We start from the raw sequence: 22284 nt of genomic DNA, 5'->3' as shown, positions 1-22284 counted from the left end.
TGCCGACCTCGAGCTGCGCCGGGTCGTTCTCCTCGAGCCAGTCAATCAGCACATCGAGGCCCTTGAGCATTCCGCGGTACTCCTCGATATCGCCCAATGCACCGTAAATCATCTAAATCCCCTCTCGGATCGCTTCTTTGGCGGCTACTCGGCAAACGCGTTACCGACGCTGTTGCCACCCACATACGTCTCGACCAGGGTAAGGTCGGGATTGAACACAACAAAGTCGGCATCGCGGCCAGGCATAATGCTGCCACATTTATCCTCGACGTGAGCAGAACGCGCGGGTACCTCGGTCGCCATGCGAATGGCGATATCGGCGCTCGCAAGACCCCAGTCGACGATGTTCTTGACGCCCTGCGCGAGCGTGAGCACCGAGCCGGCGATAGCAGAGCCATCGGCAAGCCAGCAAAGGTTGTCCTTCATAATAACATCCATGCCACCGCTGGTGTACTTTCCCTCGGGCATGCCGCCGCAACCCAGGCAGTCGGTGATCAGCACCGTGTGCTGCCAGCCCTTGGCCTGCAGCAGGGCCTTGATAGCAGCGGGGTTCACATGTTTGCCGTCGCAGATGATCTCGGCATAGGTGTTGGGCGTGGTCATAGCGGCCCCGACGACACCGGGCTCACGGTGATGCAGACCGCGCTGGCCGTTGTAGGTATGCGTAAAGCAGCTGGCGCCAGCATTGATGGCGGCGGCGCACTCATCATAGGTGGCATCGGAGTGGCCAATGCAGGTCACGACGCCCTTTGCGCTCAAAGCCGCGGCGTAAGCGGCAGCGCCATCGCGCTCGGCCGCCATGGCGCTCTTGACGATACGACCGCCGGCGGCCTCCTGCCACTCGTCAAAAATTTCCTCGGACGGGTCAATCAGATAAGCGGGGTTCTGGGCGCCCACGTGCTTCATGGTAAAGAACGGGCCCTCCAGGTAGATGCCCTGAATACGAGCACCGCAGAACTCGGGTCCACGCTCTTCTTCCGCCTGTGCAATGGCGGCGCAGGCGTCCTTAATCTGCTCCACGCCGTCGGTAAAGGTCGTGGGAAGCCAGCTGGTGGTACCACGACGTGCGAGCTCGGTCGAGCTGATGTTGATGCCCTCGGCATCGTTATCGGTCGTGGCATGGTTATAGAAGCCATGGATATGGGTGTCCACCATGCCCGGCGCAATCCATGTACCCGAATAATCTTTGATCTCACAAGCGGGCTCATCGGCCTGCCAAACGCCAAAGACGCCGTCTTCGACCATGAGGTAGCCGCCCAGCTGCGGCCCCGCCGGCAAAAAGAACTTGTCGGCCTTGATAGCATACGTGCTCATCTATGCTCCCGTACCCGCAGTGCATTTTAGGGCGGATCAAAAACCACTGCATTGTTAATTCGAGCGATTGTTCGTTGCCTTCTACCGCTTGGTATAATTTGCACCCGCCGCAAAACACGCCAAGCCGTTTATACCCAATAACTCTAGACTGCGCGGTTGTGGTAGACCTTGTACTTAAACTGGTCGGCACGCGCAACCGAACGCGTATACTCGATAACCTCGTTGTTCATGTCATATGTGGTACGAATCAAATCCAGCACCGGCGCGCCTTCGGTAATCTCGAGCAGACGAGCGTCGGAATGGCGGGCGATACTCGCGTAGAATTCTTCCTCTGCCACGCGAACTTTCTCGTGAAAGTCCTGCTCAATCATGTCGTACAGCGATTTGTTCTCGATCATGGGGCGCTTAAGCGCAAAGAACTTGCGACTTGGCAGATATGTACACTCAATCATCAGCGGTACACCATCGGCTATACGCAGGCGCTTGATCTTGTACAGACGCTCGCCCAGGCGCGCGTTCATCTCTACGGCAATATTCTTGTCAGCCTCGACCTCGGTAAACTCGAGAATCGTCGTCTTGGGCACACGGCCGATCGCCTTCATCTGCTCGGTAAAGCTATAGGTCTGCGTGAGATTTGCCGTTTGCAGAGAGCGGTCGCACACCATGGTTCCACGGCCGCGCTGACGAACCACCAAGCCCAAGCGTTCAAGCTCCTGCAGGGCAAGGCGAACCGTCGTACGCGAGAGCCCATAGCGTTCCGACAGGTCACGCTCAGACGGCAAATAGTCGCCGGGTCGAAGTTCGTGATCGATTTTATCGGTCAGCAAATCGACGAGCTGATCGTACAGAGGTTGTTTGCGCGCTCCCATTGCCATAATGATACCTGCCGGATAAATGACTCGAAATTGGTTGTAACCAGACACCACGTACTATAGCAGTTTTAATGGAATAACAGCAGGTCAACCAGCATATTTCAATATTGTTTGCCGGTTGATAGCCTGCACACTGTAATACCAATTACATCACTGCATCAAGTATTGAGGTAGCAAAAAGGGCCGCCCCCACGGAGCGGGACGACCCTTTGTAAGACAGATACGTCTTTAAGGCTTAGAGAAGCTTCTTGAGCTCCTCGGCAACAGCCTGGACCTGCGTGCCGATGATGACCTGGGTAGCACCCTTGTCCATCTTCATGACGCCCAGAGCGCCGGCCTTCTTGCAGGCGGCCTCGTCGACCAGCTCGGAATCGCCAAGCTCAAAGCGCAGGCGAGTAGCGCAGCAGTCAACGGTCTTGACGTTCTCCTTGCCACCGACGGCAGCGAGAACAGCAGCGGCCAGGGCGGCGAACTTGTCGTCGCCAGCGGCAGCGGAAGCGGAGGTCTCCTCGACATCCTCATCCTCGCGACCAGGGGTCATGAGGTTGAACTTGGTGATGGCGAAGCGGAACACGAGGTAGAAGACCAGGAAGGCAGCGATGCCCAGCGGGATGATCATCCAGGTGTTGGCAGCAGCCGGGAGGCTAGCGGAGAACAGGAGGTCGGTAGCACCAGCGGAGAAGCAGAAGCCAGCACGGAAACCAACATAGTAGGTGACGATGGTGAAGATGCCGTACAGGGCAGCGTACACGACGTAGAGCGGGAAGCACAGGAACATGAAGCCGAACTCGAAGGGCTCGGTGACGCCGCAGACGAAGGCGCAGATAGCAGCGGAGACAACCAGGCCGATAGCAGCCTTCTTGTTCTTAGCGGTCTGAACCATAGCCAGGGCAGCACCCGGGATACCGAACATCATGCAGGGGAAGAAGCCGGACATGTACATACCGAGGCTCCACTTGACGTCAGCGGAGGTCTCGCCAGCCCAGAAGTGGGTCAGATCGCCCAGGCCGATGGTGTCGAACCAGAACACGTTGTTCAGAGCGTGGTGCAGACCAGTCGGGATGAGCAGGCGGTTAAGGAAGACGTAGATGCCAGCGCCGATACCACCCATGGCGGCGATACCCTCACCAAGAGCAACAAGAGCACCGAAGATGAGCGGCCAAGCAAAGAGCAGGACGACGGAGACGACGATGCAGATGACGGCGGTCATGATGGCGACGCAACGCTTGCCGGAGAAGAAGGCCAGCCAGTCGGGAAGACGGGTGTCCTTGAACTTGTTGTAGCAAGTACCACCGATGACGGCGGACAGGATACCGATGAAGGAGTTGCCAGCGATCTTGGAGAACGCGATGCCCTCGGTCGTGGCAAGCCAAGCGGTCTGAGCATCGGCGTCCATACCACGAATGGTGCCAACAACAGCGGGGTTCAGGAGCTGCTGAATCATCAGGAAGGCGACGAGGCCAGCGAGGCCAGCGGTGCCATCGTGATCGTCGGCAAGGCCGACAGCGGCGCCGACTGCGAACAGCCAGGCCATGTTATCGATAAGAGCGCCGCCTGCCTTGATGAGCAGGAAACCGGCGGTATAGGCAAAACCGGTAGTGTCACCGGCAGCACCCATGACTGCGGGAGCGAGCAGGTAGCCCACACCCATAAGAATACCTGCGACGGGAAGCGCCGCGACGGGAAGCATCAGCGCTTTGCCGAGCTTCTGGAGGTACTTCATCATATGGTATCTCCTCCAACCTTTCTTTCGTTGTTCACCAACGAGTTCCATGTCCGCGCCTTATGCATACCGGCTTCTCCGCTTGCCGGCATTGGTGCGCAAACTTAGACAACCCAGTCCCTATTTGGGGTTGCTGGTATGTACGGGAGCACACACTCAATTCAAACGTCCACCACATTCCGTTCAAATTACTATTTCGTTGCCAAACGGTTATTTTTTGGCCCATAAACGGTAATTTATGCAGGTAGATGTGCTGCGTTTCTTTCATTACCAAACTAATTCTTAGCAATTTCCATTCGATTTCATCTCAAAAGTGGTTACTACCAGATGAATAGTGGTACCACATTGTTACTACCAGTTTGGCCGAAATCGTTTTCACTTTACATGAATAAAGTCTCCAAGAATTTGTATATAACCTCTCCCCTACCACCCTCTTCCCCGCCCTTCCCTACAACGCAAAAAGCCCCCTAGAACGATTCCGTTCTAGGGGGCTTCATCAGATATTTCGGCTTCGTACTCGAAGGCTCAGGCAATCTTTACGCAAACAGGCCGTAGATGCTGATATTGGCCTTGGCGTAGAGGCCGTTGGCGTACTCGGTCCACTTGGAGCTGGCGCTCGAAGCCTGCGAGGAATACTGCTGGTAGGCGGTGTAATAGGCGGTCATGGCCTGCTTATAGGTAGCGCTATCGGCCGTAAAGGCATCGTCAGCGAAGGCCTTGGCATAGGTGCTATCGGCGTCCTTCCAAGTGCCCTTCTCGCTATCCCACTCGTCGCCGGCAAGGTTGATGATGTAGTCGGCGTAGTCCTTGCTCGCGGTCTCCTCGTTGCCGTCAGCAGGCTCGGTCGGGGCGGTCGGCATGCTTGCGGAGCTATCGCCAACCTTCTTCTTGTAGAGCTTCTGCAGCGTCGCGGACTGGCGGACGATCTGCTTGGCCTGATCCTTGGACACGCCATACTGCGTGGCCATGGTCTTGTAGTCGGAGGTGCCGATGGAATCCTCGGCGTACTGCTTCATTTCCTTGGAAGAGACGGTAATGCCCTCGTCCTCGGCAGCGTCCAGCAGAATCTGGTTGCGCACGTAGGACAGGATAACGTCGGCAGACGGAGCGGTGTAGTTGCCGTCATCGTCCTTGACGGTGTCGAGGCTGTACTGGCTCTCGATGGCCTCACGCGCGGTGATGTCGCTCTTCTTGCCGTTGTAGCTATAGCTTGCCACGGTCGAATCGAGCTGGTCCTCGGTGAGGGTCGCCGAGCCGACGCCTTTGCCGCCAAAACCACCGTTGCCGATAAAGAAGCCGACCACGGCAGCAATCACGACGGCGACCACGAAGGCGGCAATCATCGTCTTCTTGTGCTTGGATGCGCGGTCGTCTTCGTCGGAACCCAGGATATCGTCGTCCTCGTCCTGCTCCTCGGGCATGAGGTTCTCGTCGGCGGCGTCCGCGGCGATCTTTGCCTCCAGGCGAGCGTCCTCCTCCTCGGCCGTCGTACCGGCGGCAATATGTTCGGCAGACGTACCGGCGACCAGATCGATCTCCTCCTCCTCATCACCATCGGGGCCTTCGCCGCGCTCGATGATCTGGATGCCGTCGATCTCGTCCTTCTCGTCCTTCTTTTGAATCAGACCCATATCAGCTACTCCTTGTTAGGAAACATAGTCCTCAATAGAATACGCCCGACAGAGCGCCGGGCGTATTGATTCTTAGGTTATACGCAAACACTTAAGTACTATTTAGGCGTTTGCAGTGTGCATACCTTAGGCCAGGTGCGCGATAACGGCATCGGCAAAGGTCTGCGTGCCCACAGCGCCCTCGACGGAGCCGGTCTGGGCACGACGCACGTCACCGGTAACCTGCTCGCCCTCGTCGAGCGTGGCAGATACGGCGGCACGAATGCGATTGGCAGCGTCGTTCTCGCCCAGGTGATCGAGCATCATCGCAGCAGAGAGGATCTCGGCCGTGGGGTTGGCGATATCCTTGCCCGCGATATCGGGCGCGGAGCCGTGCGTTGCCTCGAAGATGGCGCAGTCGGCACCGATGTTGGAGCCGGGAGCCATGCCCAGACCGCCCACCAGGCCGGCGCACAGGTCGCTCACGATGTCGCCGTACAGGTTGGGCAGCACCAGGACATCGAAGTCGTTGGGGTTCTGGACCAGGCCCATGCAGGTGGCGTCGACAATCTTGTCGTTGAACTCGATATCGGGATAGTTGGCGGCCACCTCGCGCGCAACGCGCAGGAACAGGCCGTCGGTCGCCTTCATGATGTTGGCCTTATGCACGGCCGTCACCTTTTTGCGGCCGCAGCGGCGGGCGTAATCAAAGGCGTACTCCACAATACGGCGGCTCTTGGCGATGGAGATGGGCTTGATTGAGATCGCGGAATCCGCGGCGAAGGTCTTCTGGCCCGAGCGCTCGACGAGCTGCGAGAGCTCCTCGACCTCGGCAGCGCCCTCATCGAACTCGATGCCGGCGTAGAGGTCCTCGGTGTTCTCACGCACGATGACCAGGTCGACGTCGCGGAAGCGCGAGCCGTCGCCCGGCTGCGACAGGCAGGGGCGCACGCAGGCGTACAGGTCGAAGTACTTGCGCAGGGCGACGTTAACGCTGCGGAAACCCGTGCCGACCGGCGTGGTGATGGGACCCTTGATGGCAACCTTGGTCTCGGCGACCGCATCGAGCACGTGTTGGGGCAGCGGCGTGCCAAACTCGTCCACGACGCCGGCACCGGCCTCTTGGACGTTCCAATTGATCTGGACACCGGTGGCCTCGACCACGCGGTGCATGGCCTGCGTAATCTCGGGACCGATACCGTCACCGGGAATCAGGACTACATCGTGCGCCATAATCTGTTACTCCTCGTCTTCGGCAGCCTCAGATTTTTTAACGCTAGCACGCTTCTTCTTTTTGGAGAGATCCAGGCCAAAACGTTTAACAAGCATTTCGCAAATCTCGCTCGAACGGGCCTTGAGATAGCTGCCCTTGCCGTTCTCGGCATCGAACTTAAGGCGCAGCGCAAGCTTCTCGGCGACCTCGGCGTCGATCTCGCCCTGGCCAAACTCGTACAGGCAACCGAGCATGTCGCGATACTCGAGGTCGCCGTGGTAGCACTGGATGGCCTCGTCCAGAATGGGCCAAGCCTCGCGCGAACGCTCGACGCTCGTGGCGCCCCACACGCACAGCAGGCGGAAGGCGGCATAGCGCAGCGTGGAGGAAATCTCGTCGAACAGCGCGGTCTCGGCGCCCTCAAAGGCATCACCCAGCTGCTCGGGGCAGGTAGTGGCGAGCGCCGCTAAGGCATCGAGAGCCTCCCAGCGGGTCTGAGCCTCGGGGCGGTCGAGTGCCTCGATCAGCGCGGGCACGCAGGGCACGACGCGCTGCGGATCGCGCTCGGCAAGCAGGTGCAGCACGCGGGCGGCAAACTGACGGATGCGGCGCGTGGGGCAGCCGAGCTCCTTGACCAGACGGTCGACGGCGTTCTCGTTCTCCTCTGCCAGCTGAAGCTGTGCCAGCTCCTCGTCGGTGAGCTGTTCTTCCTTGTTTTCTGCCATAGTTACCTCTTCTTACTATTTCTTAGCGTGCTTGCCAGCACCCTTGCTGTCATCGGTGACCGAGATGAGCTGTCGGTCGGCCGCGCCGTTGCGACGCGCACGGCGGCGCTCCTCGGCATCGCCCGCGTCGGCGGCGGCGCGGTGAGCCTTGTTGACGTTAAAGACCTCGTCGTGCTTGCGCCACGGACCGACGGACTCGCCAAAGCTCATCTTAAGGCCGGCGATAAAGCCGCCGAGCCAGCCGATCGGCGCAAACTGCACCAGCGGGAACAGCGAAAACACCCAGGTCAGCAGGACGACTGCCGCCGCTCCCGCAAAGTTGGCAATCCAGTAGTCGCGCTTGGTGATGACGCGCTTTTCGCACGCCCACTGGCCGCACAAAAAGCCGATGTAAATCGCAAAGAGAAAGAGCACCAGCGCAAGCACCACGAACGTCCAGCTCATGGGCGCTACTCCTCGTGATGATGGCCGCAGCAGCACTCGTGGCCGTCATCGTGGCCGTGGCCGCCGCAGCACTCGTGGTCCTCGCCGTGATGGTGGCCGCAACCGCACTCGTGGTCGTCACCATGCTCGCCGCAACCGCAGCCGTCCTCGTGGGCACCGTGCTCCTCGGGACGATACTGCGACCAGTCCAGACCGGCGGCGATGGCGTCGGCCTCCTCCTTATAGAGGACCGTGATGGCCTGGGTGCCCAGCTTGGCGCCACCAATGGCGTCGAGCATGTCATAGAGCGTAAAGGCGACGTCGGCGCCGGGCAGCGCGAGCTCGCGGTCGTCGGCATAAGCGAGCGCCAAGCGTAGGTCCTTAATGAAGTGCTCGACCATAAAGCCGGGCTTGTAGTCGCCGTCGAGCGCCTTGGGCGCCAGGCTCTCCATGGCGCCGGACTTACCGGTGCCGCCCAGGATCATCTCGCGAGTCTTCTCCAGATCAAGGCCGCTCAGCTCGGCAAATGCCATGGCGTCTGCCATGCCGACCATGCAGGCGCCCAGCGACACCTGGTTGGCGAGCTTGGCAGCCTGGCCCTTGCCGGCGCCATCGAAGCAGCAGATGTTGGCCGCAAAGGTGGAAAGGATATCGCGAACCGGGGCAATGTCGTTCTCGGTGGCGCCCACGATAGCCGTGAGCGTACCGGCGATAGCGCCCGACTCGCCGCCGGTGACGGGGCAGTCAAACGCCATGCGACCAGAAACCTGGGCGGCCTCGGCAATGTCACGGGCGAGCTCGGGCGAGCTCGTGGTGAGGTCGATCAAGACCGCGCCCGGCTTAGTGCACGCGAGCAGTCCGTCGCCCGCCAGGTAGAGTTCCTCGACCTCGGAGGGATAGCCCACCATGGTAAAGACGACGTCGGCATTCGCTGCGGCATCCGCCGGCGTATCGGCCCAGACGGCGCCACGCTCGATAAGCGTGGCGGCCTTGGACTTGGTGCGGTTGTTGACCGTGACGGGATAGCCGGCGTCCAGAATGTGGCCGGCGATGGGGGCACCCATGATTCCGGTGCCGATGAATGCGACGGAGAGCTTGTTTGCCATGAAACCTTTCCTTTTGGGTTGGGTGTTGTTACCAGGTTGAATACTCAGTGCCAGCGTTTCGGCCGTGACTTGAGGGCACTTGCAGCCGCAGCGCCTGTCTACTCACCGCGCACACGGCGCGCGATGCGGTCGGAAAGCGAGGCTTTCTCGGCGCGATTCTTGCCCCAAAACGCGCAGGCCACCATGCCGGGGCCCACGTGCGAGCCAATGGTGGGACCGACGGAACTACGGATGATGGTGACGTCGGCGCAGCCTTCCTCCTTGCGGATGGCGGCCTCGAGCCAATCACCGTCCTTCTCGGCATCGGCCGTCATGATGGCGATGGGCATGGTGCGGTCGGGCACGTAGTTCTCGCGGAACGACTTGAGGATGGACTTGAGCGCCTTCTTGCGGCCGCGGTTGACGCCGATCAGCGACAGCGAGCCGGCAAGGTCGTAGGAGAGCTCGGGCTTGACGTCGAGCTTTGCCGTGAGCTGCGCCGCCGCGGGCGGAATGCGGCCGCCGGCAGCCAGTGCGTCGAAGCTCTCGAGCGTAAAGTAGCCGTGGACGTAGGTCTTTGCCTCGTTTGCCCAATCGACCAGCTGCTTGGCGGTCAGTCCCGCCGAACGCTGACGCACGGCCTCGAGCGCCAAGAGCGCGCCGGTCGCGCAGGGCAGAGCGTTGTCGACCACGTACAGCTCAAAATCGGGATACTCGGCGCGCACGGCGTTCGCCGCCTGGCACGCGGAGTTGTAGCTCGACGACAGCGCCGAGGTAAAGCACAGGTAGACCGTAGGCGTACCCTCTTTGGCGCACTCGGTAAAGAACTCGATATAGCGACCGAGCGACACAGCCGAGGTGGACACGCGGGCACCGGCGCGCATGCGGTCGTAGAACTCCTTGGGTGTGATGCTCGACCAGATGTCATCCGTGCGTTCCTCGCCATCGATAATGAAGGGGAAGCCCAAGATATCGACATCGAGGTTCGCGGCGACCTCGGGGCTAAAGTCGCAGCAGGTATCGACGACGATGCGGCAGCGGTCAGAATGGCCGGTAGATGCGGCCTTGTCCATCAAAGCGACTCCTTACGTAAAAAGGCGGCCACCCGCATGGGATGGCCGCCAACCGTTAACTCATGCAAGTTAACGTATTTTACTCGTCAAGTGTTTCGATGCGGGGCTTGATGATGCCATATCCACCATTCTTACGGTGATACACCACATTGATAAGGCCGGTCGTCGCGTTCTCGAACACGTAGAAGTCGTGGCCGAGCAGATCGGTCTGCACCAGCGCCTGCTCCTCAGTCATCGGGGTGACGTCGATAACCTTCTCGCGGACGAGCAGGTCGTCCTCCTCCTCGGGCAGCAGCAGGTCGGCCAGATCCTCGACGCGCTCGACCGGCGCGACATCCGCGGCGCTGGCACCGCCCTGGCGGTTGTCCACGACCTTGGTCTTGAACTTGCGCAGCTGGCGGGTGACCTTATCGGCGGAGAGGTCGATGGCGGCGTACATATCTGCACCGTGCTCGGCAACGCGAATCACCGAACCGCGGGCACGAACCGTGACCTCGACGATTGCCGGGTTGGGGTTCGAGGGGTTCTTCTCATAGCGAAGTACAACGTCGACCGTCATGGGCTCGATATCGAAAACCTTGAGCGCCTCGCCGATCTTCTCATCCACATGCGCACGCAGAGCATCGGTTACCGTCGTCTTGCGTCCAGAAACCTTGATATCCATACGTGGCTCCAATCTGCCTCGGGGACTTACCGTACTGGCTATGTACCCATTGCCGTGTATTTAATCACGCGGATTCCTAAAGACCCGAATAACGATTGCTTGATACCGCATACCGAAGTCTCGCACTTTTCTGTGGCAAAGTTCGCTATAGGAGGGAGCCGACAGATTTGTATTTGGTCCCGAAAATTAGCTTTGACCTGCTGGTTTTATAGGGATGAAAAAGCCGGACTCCCCTATTGGAGAAGCCCGGCAGTGCGTGTTGAAACCGTGAAGAAGTGTCCTTTCCAACGTATAGGAGACACCACCCCTAGCAATAACTAGCTATTGAGTTTGTTAATGTCGTCGTCGGTGATGGTGCCTTCCTGGCTGGACGAGTTGTCCTCGGAGGATGCGGTCTCATTGTTGGAATCGGAGGACTCGCTGCCGGAGGACATGGTCTCACTGGACTCAGAGTCACCCGGCTGCACGCTAGCGCCCGAAACCGTCTTAGTGGTGAGGTCGTAGGGCATCGTGCCATACCAGACGCAGTGGACTGCCTCGAGCGTACCGTCGACCGTGATGTCGTCGAGGGCGTCGCTCACGGCACGGCACAGTTCGTCATTGGACGAGGCGCCCGCAACACCAAGCGTCGAGGGCGCCTCGAGCGCACCGACATAGGAGACCTCGCTCATCAGGCGTGCAAGGTAGCCGCCGGCCGTGGAGTCGCAGATCACATAGTCGACCTCGCCGGACTCGAGCGCCTCAAAGCACTCGTTGATGTTGGAGTAGGTCTTTTGGTTGGCGGTGATGCTCTGCTTAGCAAGCGCCTCCTGCGAGGCCGAGGACATCTGAACGCCCAGGGTGGACGTGTCAAGGGTATCGGTGGAAACGCTTAGCGACCCACCATCGCTAGTTTTACCGAACACGGAAGTGGCATCGTACAGGCAGGTGCCGAGCGAGCTAATGTCCCCGTCCGTGGAGTTAATCTCGCCGATAAAGATATCGGCCTTTTTGTCGCCGAGCGCGGAACCTGCCGAAGACGCATCGACAAAGGAGACCTTAAGGCCCATGCGGCTTGCGAGGGCGCGGGCGGCGTCAACCGCATACCCCGTGAGCTCGCCGTCGGCGTCCTGCATGGCCTGCGGCGCATCGGAAGTATCGAGGGCGACCGTCAGGGTTCCGGGAGTGACCAGGGCATCGTCCGACACCGCCGGCGTGACGGTCTCGTACTCGATCTGGTCGATCGTGGGAGTCGTGAACGTAGACAGCGGGTTGAACGCGCATCCGCTCAGGCCCAAAACGGCGATGACCGCTGCGGTCCCAGCACCTAACCGAGCCGCGTGCATCAAGCTGCCCCTCACCATGTCCACTACCCTGCCTTCTGTGTCGTATACGATCCGTGCGTTGCGCGGAATATCAGATTGTTCCCACCAGCTGACCTGGTATTTGACCCCACACTTGCGCACCGGGGTGTTTGCTCGGGAGGCCGCAGCCACCTTCACGACTGACCCGCTCGCCCGCGAGGCGGTATTGCCCCAAAGAAAGTAGAACGGACGGTGCGGCTTACATCTAGGACGCGCCATGATCGCGCCGCGCGCACGCGGTCGCTTACGTGGATCCCTTTGACCGCGTCTGTCTTGGACTAGGACGGGCATTTCGTCCGTCCGCAACCACAGCCTGGTAGGAACGAAGCGCATTATAGCTAAGTTCAAGCTAAAGTTTAAGGTTAGGGGCGTTATTCGCATCGCGAGTACAGATTTCGCAGGTCAGGACGGGCCGCACGCGCTCTGATTGAGCCCGTCGCTCCCCTATGGAAAGCCCCAACACACCCGTCTTAGGGCGCCGTGGCCAAAAAATAGCAAATATGAGTACTGTTACCAATTTAGTAGCAGGAGTTTTTGGCTCTGCAAGCTGTTTTCACGCTCTATAACGTCAGATTGATGCCAGGATATTCCACATTTGTTTAATAACTTTCTAATTTACCCCATCTTCCAGTCCCAAAATCCCTGATTTTGCTGTTACTGAATTTGTAGCAGTACTCATATTTGCTATATTTTGGCCAGAGCATATATCCAACCCCCTGTTTCAGAGCATTGTTAGGCAGGTTTAAGCCCAAAACACGCCCGCAGCGTGTTAAGCAGCGCCTCTTGCTTTTTCCTGCGGGCATCGACACGATTCCGGTACCGCTTTCGCATACGCTGGTGCATGCGCCATGCGAGCGCCTCCATTGCCTCCATGTCGCAGAGCATCTCGTTATTGACCGTCGCGACCTCGATTCCCATAGTAATCAAGCCCGTGTTGCGTTTTTCATCATGGATACGTCCCTTCCGAGAAGAATGACCCAGCTCACCGTTGTATTCCAGGTCAAACCGGGCTGTTTCCTGATACGCATCGCAAACTGCATGCGGCATCCCCGAGATTGCCTGCGCGCGGTCATCGAACTCGATCTTGTAGTCGGTCTTAAAGGGACCGCAGGCAAATCCGCCATAGGAAAACGGAAGCGAAAACAGAGCGAGCATGATGCACTCCATGGGTGAGCGCAGGTTTTCTGACAGGTAGGGACACAGGCGCAGCAGCTGTTTGGCCACATTCCCCTTGCATGCCGCAAGGTAATCTGCCAGGCGATCGGGCGTCAGCACCGGCTCGACTTCAAAATAGCCCACGTCTGCCGGTTGGTCCTTGTCCTTTGCAAGTCTATTCGCAACAGGCGAGGTATAGGGAGGTAGATACTTCCCGCGATCGCTCAGTGAAATCTTGGAACACAGTTCCTGGGCCAGGGCAAACGCCTGGATACAGCCGACCTCGCGGACGACGGCAACACAAAGGGCCTCGGGAGATAGGCTGTACACCCCCGGTTCCACCTCTAGAATCGAGCCGGCAGGCAACCCGGAACACACGGACCAGCCCACGCCAGACATGCGTCGGCGCTGCGCCGCAGATCCCACCAGCAAGCACAGATCTTCTTGCACCTCGCCGCTTTTGGCTCCAATTCGCACCAGGTCGGGAAGATAGATATCCTCAGCCGAAGGCGATGACGTGCACAGCACGCGGCGCTCCTCCTCGGGCTCAAGGTTCTTCCAGCCGATGTAGCCCATCTGCCGGCGCTCGGCTCGAATCATACGCAACGCCGAGGCGCCCGTCAGGATCACGGAAGCCGCTAGCTGCTCTTTTGTCGGTTTGTTGCACTGCCTGATTGTTACCGCCACACGAATCACCCCTACCAAACGCGTGCGATAGCAAGGCCATCAACGGCCGCGGCACCGGCGCGTTTGAGTTCCGCCGAAGCCGCTGCCATCGTCGCACCCGTGGTGATAACGTCGTCGATAAGCAGCAGGCGGCGGCCCCGCACGTCCTCAACGGTCTCGTACATGCCTCGGGCGCGTTCACGGCGTTCTTCACGACCGAGTTCACGCTGGTCGCCATGGCCGTACTTAACGAGGGCGTCGAGCAGCGGAACACCCGACAGCTCGCAAAATGGGCGCGCGATGGCTTCCATATGATCGAAGCCGCGTCGCCGAAACGCCGCCGCCGTCGCGGGCACAAACACCACCGCATCGGCACCGGACAACACACCGCCTAAGCGTTCGGGTGCCGCGACCTGGGCATGTAAGGCGGTATCGTATAGCAGCTCTGCCAGATACGGCGCCAGGCGTCGCTCGCCCGCGTCTTTGTACGCTTTAATGATCCGCGGCAGCGGGTGCGTGTAAACGGCACATGCCAGGCACCGGTCGAGTGCTTCGGCCATCGCCGAGGACGTACCCTCGACCGAGCACTCGGTGCACAGCAAGTCTCCAAACGGGGCGCCGCATCGAGTGCAGCTATGCCGCGGGTCGATGAGCGCAAGCGCCGCCAAGCAGTCTTGGCAAATAAGCGCGCCGGAGCGCTCGCAGCCGGCGCATCGCGTGGGCGACAACGCCTCAAGCGCCTCGTGCGCCGCCCGCTCGGCAAACGGTAGCAATTCATCCGCAAACGGTAGGATGTCGGCACCTTGCAGGCATCCCAACACGTTCAAATGTCTCTTCACGACACAACCCTCCCTACGCTCGGTCGCAGGGAGGGTCGTTGATTCAGCGCTATGGTACCCCGGCGCGTTTGGGGCCAGGCGGGTTAAATCCGTTTGCGGGCGCTATTCGCCGGTGGGCGGTTGCGGTGCGGACGAGTTTTGGGTCGAACCCTCGCCACCATCTTGACGCGGCTTGCGGGAACGACGACGGCGACGGCGCTTCTGGCCCTGGTCGGCCGAACCCTCGCCACCACGATCTTCGCGCGACTCGCGTTCGTCGCGAGCAGCGCCGCGCGCGGCCTTGGCAGCCGCCCCTCCGCCATCTCCAGGGCGACGGCGCGTGACCTTGACCTCGCCATCCGAGACCTGATCGGCCACGGAGGGCACCGAGGGCTTTTGCTGCGTGCCCGAGGAATGGCGGCGACGCGGACGCGGGGCGCGCTCGTCATCGTTGCGCTGCTTGCCACCCTTGTCGGCAGGTGTATCGGAACCCGAACCACCCTTGGGGGCGGCACCGGCTTCGCGAGCGGCTGCGGCGCGGAAGGCGTCCTCGCGCTCCTCGCTCGACAAATGGCGGCGGCGACGGCGCGTGGGATTCATGCCACCGCCGCGGTTTTGCTGCTGAGGCTGCTGAGCCTCGCGCTCGCGGGAGGAATTCTTGCCTGCGGGAGCGGCCTCGCCGGCGTCGCCCGAACCCGAGCGTTTGCGACGACGACGGCCACCGGCGGCCTCCTCGGCCTCGGGTGCCTCAACCTTACCACGGCCCTTTCCGCGGCCACGGCCCTCGCCCTGCCCCTGACCGGCGCGAGCATCGGATTCGGCATCGCGACGACGGCGCTTGGGCATCGACGTGCCGGCCAGACGGTCGGCACTCGACAGGCCATCGCCCACATCGACGCCGTTTTCGCGATCGAGCTCCATGAGCGCCAGACGCATCTCGGGCGACTCGATGCGCTCGAGCACATCGCGCGTCACACAATCGGGGCGGCAATTGCAGCCCTGCTCGGCAGCCTTCTTCTTGCAGCCCTCCGAGCAGGTCATATCGGCCAGGTTGACCTTAAAGACTTTGCCGTTCTCCAGGCGCAGCACCAGCTGCTCACGCGGCGTGTCATATTCCTGAATACGCGCCTTGCCAAGCGGCGTATCGATGAGCGTCTTCTTTTTGGGCGCACGGCTCTTAAAGTCCTTGTACGCCTCGAACTCATAACGCAGGCAGCACATCAGGCGGCCGCACACGCCGCTGATCTTGGACGAGTTGAGCGGCAGGTCCTGCTCTTTTGCCATGCGAATCGAAACGGGCTCAAACTGTCCGCCAAAGCGCGTGCAGCAGAGCTCCTGTCCGCATTGGGCATAGCCGCCCACCAGACGGGTCTCGTCGCGCACACCGATCTGGCGCATGTCGACGCGAATATGCAGCGTCGAGGACAAGTCCTTGACGAGCTGGCGAAAATCGACACGCTCCTCGGCGGCAAAGTAGAACACGGCCTTCTCGCCGCCAAACAGGTACTCGACGCCGACCGGCTTCATCTCGAGGTCGAGCTCTTTGACCAGACGGCGGAAATCGACCATGGCCTCGTCGCCCTGGATGGCCAGGTCGTCAGCAAGCTGCAGGTCGATGTCGCTCGCCACGCGCAGCACGGGCTTGAGCGGCTGACCGATCTCGTCTTGCGGCACCTCAAAGGGATCGGCCGTGACCAGGCCGATCTCGGTTCCGCGCTCGGTGGAGCAAATGGCATAATCGGCCTCGAGGATATCCAAATCCTGCGGATCGAACCACAGGTCGCGCGAGGCGTAGGTAAACTTAACGGGTACAACTAACGGCATTTCAGTGCCTTCCTGATATCGAACAGCATGACCTCGATGGCCAGCTGGGGAGTAACGTTTCTGGCGATGTTGCGCTCGGCGGTCGCGACTGCCTCGAGCGCCCGTGTGGCACCCGCAACATTGGTCGCGGCGGCAAGCCGACCGATCGTGTCGCGCACGTCTTCGTTCACCACGTCGGCTGCCTTGTCCTGAAGCGTCAGCAGCACGTCGCGCATGAGCGTCCGCGCGCTCGCCAGCGCTTCCATGATACCCGAACGCTCGCGCGCGTTGAGTTCGCGCTTGTTGCGGTCCTCAAGCTGCTTCAATGCTCCACGCGACAGGTAGTCGGCGTTTTGCTCGAGCACCTTTTCCTGTGTGGACTTGACCTCGGCGAGCGGCGCCTTAACGGCGACGATGAGTGACTTGGCGCGGCTGAGCACGTCGGCCTCGTCGGCGGCGATAAGCGAATCGATGGCGCGAACCATCTGACGGCGGGCGTCCTGGCGCTCGGCGCTCTTGAGGAACTCGATGCCACGCGTGGGGCTTCCCGCCACGGCGACGGCCATGCGGCAACGCGCAGGGTCCTGACCGGTGGCGCGGCTCACGGCCTGCGCGGCGACGGCGGGCGATACCAGCCGAAACGGCACGCACTGGCAACGACTCACGATAGTGGGCAGCATCACGTCTGCCGAGGTGCCCAGCAGGATGAACATAACGCCCTCGGGCGGCTCCTCGAGAGTTTTGAGCAATGCGTTGGCGGTGTTGGCGCGCAGCTGCTCGGCACGGTCAATGATGTAGACCTTGGCCTTGGCACGGATGGGCGCCAGGGGCACGTCGTCGAGCAGCTCGCGTGTCTGGGCGATAAGGTAGCCCGTGGCGCTCTCGGGCGTGTAATAGTGCACGTCGGGGTGCGTATGGCGGGCGACGCGCACGCAGCTATCGCATGAGCCGCAGCCATCCTGCTCGCACAGGAAGGCTTGGGCGAGCGCCCACGCGGCGTCGAGCTTGCCCGCGCCGGGCGCGCCCAAAAACAGGTAGGCGTGCGATGCGCGACCGCTGGCGACGGCATTGGTCAAAAAGTCGCGCACGCGCTGTTGGGTGTCAAGCTTGGCCAGCAGGCTTGCCTGAGCGGGGGCCATGTTACTCGGCCTCCTGGGCAAGCGCGGCGGTGACGGCATCCTGGGAAATGTCGAGGCCGTAGGCGCGAACCTGCTCGACCGTCTGTGCGAATACGTCCTCGATGGACGCGGTCGCGTCGATGAGCTTTACGCGGTTTGGCTCCTCGGCGGCAATTGCGCAAAAACCCTGGTAGACACGCTCTTGGAAGGCCATGCCCTTAGCCTCCATGCGATCTGCCGCGCCACGGGCTGCCATGCGCAGCGCCGCCTGCTCGGGCGTGATGTGATAGACGAGCGTGAGCGCCGGGTGCGTACCCGCGACGGCCAGGTTGTTGGCATCGCGCACCATCTGACGATCGAGGCCATCGGCAAACGCCTGGTAGCAGGTCGTGGAATCGTAGTAGCGATCGCACAGGACCACCTTGCCGGCAGCAAGGGCGGGCGCGATGACCTCGTGCACCAACTGAGCGCGTGCCGCCTCGTAGAGCAGCAACTCGCAGGTGTCGCCCATCGCCGTATTGGCAGGGTCGAGCAGCAGAGCACGGATCTTTTCGCTGATGGCGGTACCGCCCGGCTCGCGCAGGCTCACAACCTGGTAGCCAGCGAGCTCGAGCGCACGGGCAAGCAGGCGCGCCTGCGTAGATTTACCGGCGCCATCGACACCCTCGAGCGTAATGAAGCTATGTTGAGCGGGCTCAAAAGCCATGGGCGCAGCCCCTTCCTACAAGGCGCGTAAATGCAGATATATATCAACCAAGCCATGATACCCCAGTGCTCGGTGCGTCCCCAATGGCTAAAGGTGCCTTTCCAAAGTTGCGGTGAAATAGGGACTGATTGAAGCTCTGAGACCGCCAAACAGTCCCTATTTCACCGCAACTTATGATGGGGAATTTTGGACGCTGGGTACAATCGTCGTATTGCATTGAAATGTGGCGAAAGGAGTGGCAATGTCTCGGTATTGCGCCTCGTGCGGCAAGCTTCTTGCAGATAATGCCAAGTTCTGCACCTCGTGCGGTGCACCCGTTGAGCAAACAACCGCGAGCGATAGCCAGCCCGCTTTTGAGCAGACCGGCTCCCTTGATGCGCCGCAAGCCAAGGCGGACGACCCCCTCGCCTATCGCCCCGACCCCGCCGCAAGCCCCGCGGCCGTCGAGACCACGCAGCGCATACCCATCGCGAGCGGCTCGCCCCAACAGCAGCCGGCTCCCGCATACGCGCCCGCTTCGCCACAGACCCCCGCTCCCAAAAAGAGCGGCGCCGGGCCGCTTATCGCCGTTATCGTTGTGCTGGTGGCGATCATCATCGCCCTGGTCGTTTTCTTTGTGATCAAGCCTTTCGACAGCGCCGCCACGCAGACGACTGCCGAGGTAGCTAAGCTGCACCATGACGTCGACGACGATGACCTAAAGCCTCTCGGCGATCCCAACAGCCTGTACGACGATGATGACGATGACGACGAGGATGGCGGCGAAGCAACGCTCTCCGAGCAGAACCTCTACCGTCGCCTGAGCGAATACTACGACTTGCTCGAAGACCTCGACAACTACGTCCGTGGCTGCGCGCAGAACTTCAACGGCAGCTATCTGGAAGAGGATCGGACCACCCGTCAAAATCTCGCCGACGTCGCCGAGCGCACAGAGGACACCATCGAGCAGTATTACGACATCGTCGAGGACCTAGACGTCCCGACGAGCTCCAAGAACTATAGCTCCTGGAAGGACATCATCGCCCTGTACGACGACCTGGATCACCGCATTGACGCAATCTGTGATGCCTGGGAGATCAGCCTGAAATACGCCAAGCCTGCGGACCACAAGAATGAGATCGTGGCGCCGCTGTCGCGCGACAACGTGGCGGGCACCAATGACAATAAGTATCGCCTAGACTTTGAGGAGCGCTATCCCGGCGCCAAACCCGTCGAAGTGAACTAGCGCTTTGTCGTTCCCGACCCGGCAGTTAGGGACGTTCCTAAACTGCCGGCAGAAAAGGAACGTCCCTAACTGCCGGTCAAAAAAACGAGCGAGGATCGTGGGGTCCTCGCTCGTTTTTTAGGCAATGTTTCGACCGCGCCGTTACTTGTCGGAGGCTACTTTCTTGGCAGTCGACTTCTTCGCGGTCGTCTTCTTGGCGGCAGTGGCTTTCTTAGCCGTCGTCTTCTTGGCCGCCGTCGTCTTCTTGGCCGTGCTCGCCTTAGTCGTGGTCTTGCGGCCGCGGGCGGGCTTCTTCTCCTTGGTCGGGCAGTCCATGTTGACGCAGATACGCCACGGGCCGCGCGCCGTGTTGACCACCACGATGGGGGCGCCGCACTCGGGGCAGGTCTCACCCGTCGCCTCGAGCTTACCGCGCGCCGGCAGAGGATAGCTCACGCCGCAGTCATCGTAGTTGGTGCAGCGGATAAAGCGCTTGCCGCTCTTCTCACTCTTGTGCGCGATCAGGTCGCCATGACGTCCGGCCTCGGCACACACCTTGCACTCGCCCACCTTAAGGTCGGGCTCGTAGTTGGTGGGGCACGTGGGGTTCACGCAGATCTCGAAAGCCTTCTGACGGAACGGCTGGCATTTAATGCGCGGCGCGCCGCACTCGGGGCACACGGCCGCCTCGCCCTCGAGCGGACTCACCTTGACGCCGCTCGGCACCGGATAGGTCACATCGCAGTCGGGCCAGCCCATGCAGCCAATGAAGCTGCCACGGGTCTTGGCGCTCGTCTTCATAACCAGGTCCTTGCCGCACTTGGGGCAAGCTCCCACGCGCGCATCGGCCGTGACGGCGTCGCTGATGGCGTCGCCCAGCTCCTGCGTGTGCTTGAGCAGCTCGTCGAGCACGCCAGCCAGCAGCGCGCGCGAGTGCATCACGACATGCTCTTCGGTATCCTCGCCGCGCTCCACACGGGTCATGTCGCCGTCGAGCTCGCTGGTCATATCGGGGCTCGTGATGCGCGGGGCAAACTGCGACAGCGCATCGATGATGGCGATACCCAGCTGGCTCGGCTCAACGGGATCATTTTTGAGATAGCGCACGGCGTACAGGCGCTCGATGATGCTCGCGCGCGTGGACTTGGTGCCCAGGCCGCGCTTCTCCATCTCCTGCACGAGCTTGCCCTGGCTGTAGCGCGCGGGCGGCTCGGTCTGCTTGGCCTCGAGCTTAATGTCGAATACGTCGACCGTATCGCCCTGCTCAAGCGGCGGCATCTGCTCGTCGCGTTTAAGGCCATACGGGTAGGCCTCGCGGAAACCCGGGGTCACGAGCACATCGCCCGAAGCCACGAACGGCTCACCGTTCACATCGAGCTCGAGCTTGGTGTTCTCGATGGTCGCGGGACCCATGAGCGTCGCCAGGAAGCGGCGGGCGATGAGGTCGTAGAGCTTGCGCTGGCCGCCGTCGAGCGTGGACGGATCGCCCTCGCCCGTGGGATAGATAGGCGGGTGGTCGGTGGTCTCGACTTTGCCGCGCGTAGGCTTCATGGGGCCGGCAAGCACCTTTTTGCATACGGGCGCCAGCGCCGGGTTGATCTTTGCCAGGTCGCTCACCACGGCGCCCAGATCGAGCGTCGCGGGGTACACGGTATTGTCGACACGCGGGTAGCTGATGAGACCGGCCATGTAGAGGGACTCAGCGATGCGCATGGTACGCGCAGGCGAGATGCCCTCGGCCGCGGCGGCAGCCTGCAGCGAGGTGGTCGCAAACGGCGTGGGCGGCTGCTGCTTGCGCGAGCGCTTGGTCACCGCGGCGACGGTTGCCGTCGCGACGCCGTCAACATGGCCGTACGCCGTCTCAGCAGCATCCTTGTCGGTAAAGCGCGCCGTCTTGTGCGCGATCTTAAAGCGATCGTCCTCGGCAGCGCCCTGCGCGGCACCCATGCCGCGAATCTGCCAATAGTCCTCGGGCACAAACGCCATGCGCTCGCGCTCGCGCTCGACCACCAGGGCAAGCGTCGGCGTCTGCACGCGGCCGGCGGAGCGCACGTTACCAAAGCCGCCAAACTTGGCGAGCGTCAGGTAGCGCGTCAGCACCGCACCCCAAATGAGGTCGATGTGCTGACGGCTCTCGCCTGCGTCGGCCAGGTTCTGGTCGAGCGAGACGAGATTATCGAAGGCCTGCGTGATCTCGGCCTTGGTAAACGAAGAATACTGGGCGCGGGCAACCGGCAAGTCCGGCGCCACCTCGCGCACCTTGTTGAGGGCGTCCGAACCGATCAGCTCGCCCTCGCGGTCGAAGTCCGTAGCGATGATGACGCTGTCGGACTTCTTGGCAAGGTTCTTGAGCGAGCGAATGAGCTCTTTCTCGGCCGGCAGCTTAATGACGGGTGCCCAGGTGAGATAGGGCAGACTCTCGAGCTTCCAGCCCTTGATGGAGATGCCATCGGCAAGGAACGGCTTACGCTTGGTGTCGTAAGGCGGACGAGCCAGGCCATCGGGCATGTCGGCCGGCAGCATCTCGCCGTCCTCGGTGACCGAATACCAGCCCAGCTTTTTATCGAACAGCACGCTGTCGCAAAAATCGGGCGCAAGGATGTGACCGGCAAGACCGATCGTCACGCACTCCTCGCCCTTCCACTCAAAACGGTAGATGGCGGTGTTGTACACCTTGTCCTTTTTAGGCTTACCCGTGGACAGCCGCTCGGCGATCTGACGCGCGGCGTCGTTTTTCTCGGCGATGATGAGCTTCAAAAGAGGCTCCTA

General features: G+C 61.1%; 18 protein-coding genes. 1 reads left to right on the top strand and 17 read right to left on the bottom strand.

Features of this window, described 5'->3' with window-relative positions:
* Positions 1-144 precede the first annotated feature (144 nt).
* From nagA to tmk, 16 genes are all read right to left on the bottom strand, one after another.
* Positions 145-1314 (bottom strand): N-acetylglucosamine-6-phosphate deacetylase, encoded by a 1170-nt coding sequence (gene nagA, locus I2G40_RS01280; protein WP_195543930.1) that lies wholly within the window; start codon positions 1312-1314, stop codon positions 145-147.
* A 143-nt stretch (positions 1315-1457) separates the two neighbouring features.
* Positions 1458-2189, bottom strand: a complete 732-nt coding sequence (locus tag I2G40_RS01275) for a GntR family transcriptional regulator (RefSeq protein ID WP_195543929.1) — start codon at positions 2187-2189, stop codon at positions 1458-1460.
* A gap of 232 nt (positions 2190-2421) precedes the next feature.
* Positions 2422-3912, bottom strand: coding sequence for a PTS transporter subunit EIIC (locus I2G40_RS01270; protein ID WP_195543928.1), 1491 nt, complete (start codon positions 3910-3912; stop codon positions 2422-2424).
* 533 nt (positions 3913-4445) lie between these two features.
* Positions 4446-5540 carry a hypothetical protein gene (locus I2G40_RS01265; RefSeq protein ID WP_195543927.1) on the bottom strand — a complete coding sequence of 365 codons (1095 nt, stop codon included), beginning with the start codon at positions 5538-5540 and terminating at the stop codon, positions 4446-4448.
* A gap of 126 nt (positions 5541-5666) precedes the next feature.
* A complete protein-coding gene (locus I2G40_RS01260) occupies positions 5667-6752 on the bottom strand; it encodes an isocitrate/isopropylmalate dehydrogenase family protein (RefSeq protein WP_195543926.1) in 1086 nt (361 codons plus the stop codon).
* Positions 6753-6758: 6 nt separating this feature from the next.
* Positions 6759-7457, bottom strand: a complete 699-nt coding sequence (locus I2G40_RS01255; protein ID WP_138113325.1) for a hypothetical protein — start codon at positions 7455-7457, stop codon at positions 6759-6761.
* A gap of 15 nt (positions 7458-7472) precedes the next feature.
* Entirely contained in the window at positions 7473-7901 is a 429-nt protein-coding gene (locus tag I2G40_RS01250; protein WP_055310425.1) for a hypothetical protein, read from the bottom strand.
* A 5-nt stretch (positions 7902-7906) separates the two neighbouring features.
* A complete protein-coding gene (locus tag I2G40_RS01245) occupies positions 7907-8986 on the bottom strand; it encodes an NAD(P)-dependent oxidoreductase (RefSeq protein WP_195543925.1) in 1080 nt (359 codons plus the stop codon).
* A gap of 98 nt (positions 8987-9084) precedes the next feature.
* Entirely contained in the window at positions 9085-10038 is a 954-nt protein-coding gene (locus tag I2G40_RS01240; protein ID WP_195543924.1) for a DegV family protein, read from the bottom strand.
* A 79-nt stretch (positions 10039-10117) separates the two neighbouring features.
* On the bottom strand, positions 10118-10702 hold the full coding sequence (hpf, locus tag I2G40_RS01235; protein WP_035137685.1) for a ribosome hibernation-promoting factor, HPF/YfiA family: 585 nt from the start codon (positions 10700-10702) through the stop codon (positions 10118-10120).
* Between the two features lie 317 nt (positions 10703-11019).
* Positions 11020-12045: a substrate-binding periplasmic protein gene (locus I2G40_RS01230; protein WP_229090602.1), complete on the bottom strand. Its 1026-nt coding sequence runs from the start codon at positions 12043-12045 to the stop codon at positions 11020-11022.
* 732 nt (positions 12046-12777) lie between these two features.
* On the bottom strand, positions 12778-13887 hold the full coding sequence (locus tag I2G40_RS01225; RefSeq protein ID WP_195543922.1) for a hypothetical protein: 1110 nt from the start codon (positions 13885-13887) through the stop codon (positions 12778-12780).
* An 11-nt stretch (positions 13888-13898) separates the two neighbouring features.
* On the bottom strand, positions 13899-14705 hold the full coding sequence (locus tag I2G40_RS01220) for a ComF family protein (RefSeq protein WP_324252551.1): 807 nt from the start codon (positions 14703-14705) through the stop codon (positions 13899-13901).
* Between the two features lie 102 nt (positions 14706-14807).
* A complete protein-coding gene (locus tag I2G40_RS01215; RefSeq protein ID WP_195543921.1) occupies positions 14808-16508 on the bottom strand; it encodes a PSP1 domain-containing protein in 1701 nt (566 codons plus the stop codon).
* Positions 16499-17626 (bottom strand): DNA polymerase III subunit, encoded by a 1128-nt coding sequence (locus I2G40_RS01210; RefSeq protein WP_195543920.1) that lies wholly within the window; start codon positions 17624-17626, stop codon positions 16499-16501. Before I2G40_RS01210 ends, I2G40_RS01215 begins: the two co-directional genes overlap by 10 nt.
* Position 17627: 1 nt before the next feature.
* Positions 17628-18311, bottom strand: a complete 684-nt coding sequence (gene tmk / locus I2G40_RS01205; RefSeq protein WP_195543919.1) for a dTMP kinase — start codon at positions 18309-18311, stop codon at positions 17628-17630.
* A gap of 241 nt (positions 18312-18552) precedes the next feature.
* Between tmk and I2G40_RS01200 the strand changes: the two genes are divergently transcribed.
* Complete coding sequence (locus I2G40_RS01200) at positions 18553-19536, top strand: zinc-ribbon domain-containing protein (protein ID WP_195543918.1); 984 nt, start codon at positions 18553-18555, stop codon at positions 19534-19536.
* Between the two features lie 141 nt (positions 19537-19677).
* On the opposite strand, the gene I2G40_RS01195 is transcribed toward I2G40_RS01200, so the two are convergent.
* Positions 19678-22272 carry a DNA topoisomerase I gene (locus tag I2G40_RS01195; RefSeq protein ID WP_195543917.1) on the bottom strand — a complete coding sequence of 865 codons (2595 nt, stop codon included), beginning with the start codon at positions 22270-22272 and terminating at the stop codon, positions 19678-19680.
* Positions 22273-22284: the final 12 nt, after the last annotated feature.

This window comes from Collinsella aerofaciens (assembly GCF_015558785.1).
GTDB classification, from domain to species: domain Bacteria; phylum Actinomycetota; class Coriobacteriia; order Coriobacteriales; family Coriobacteriaceae; genus Collinsella; species Collinsella aerofaciens_P.
This window is presented reverse-complemented; position numbering and strand designations above follow the sequence as displayed.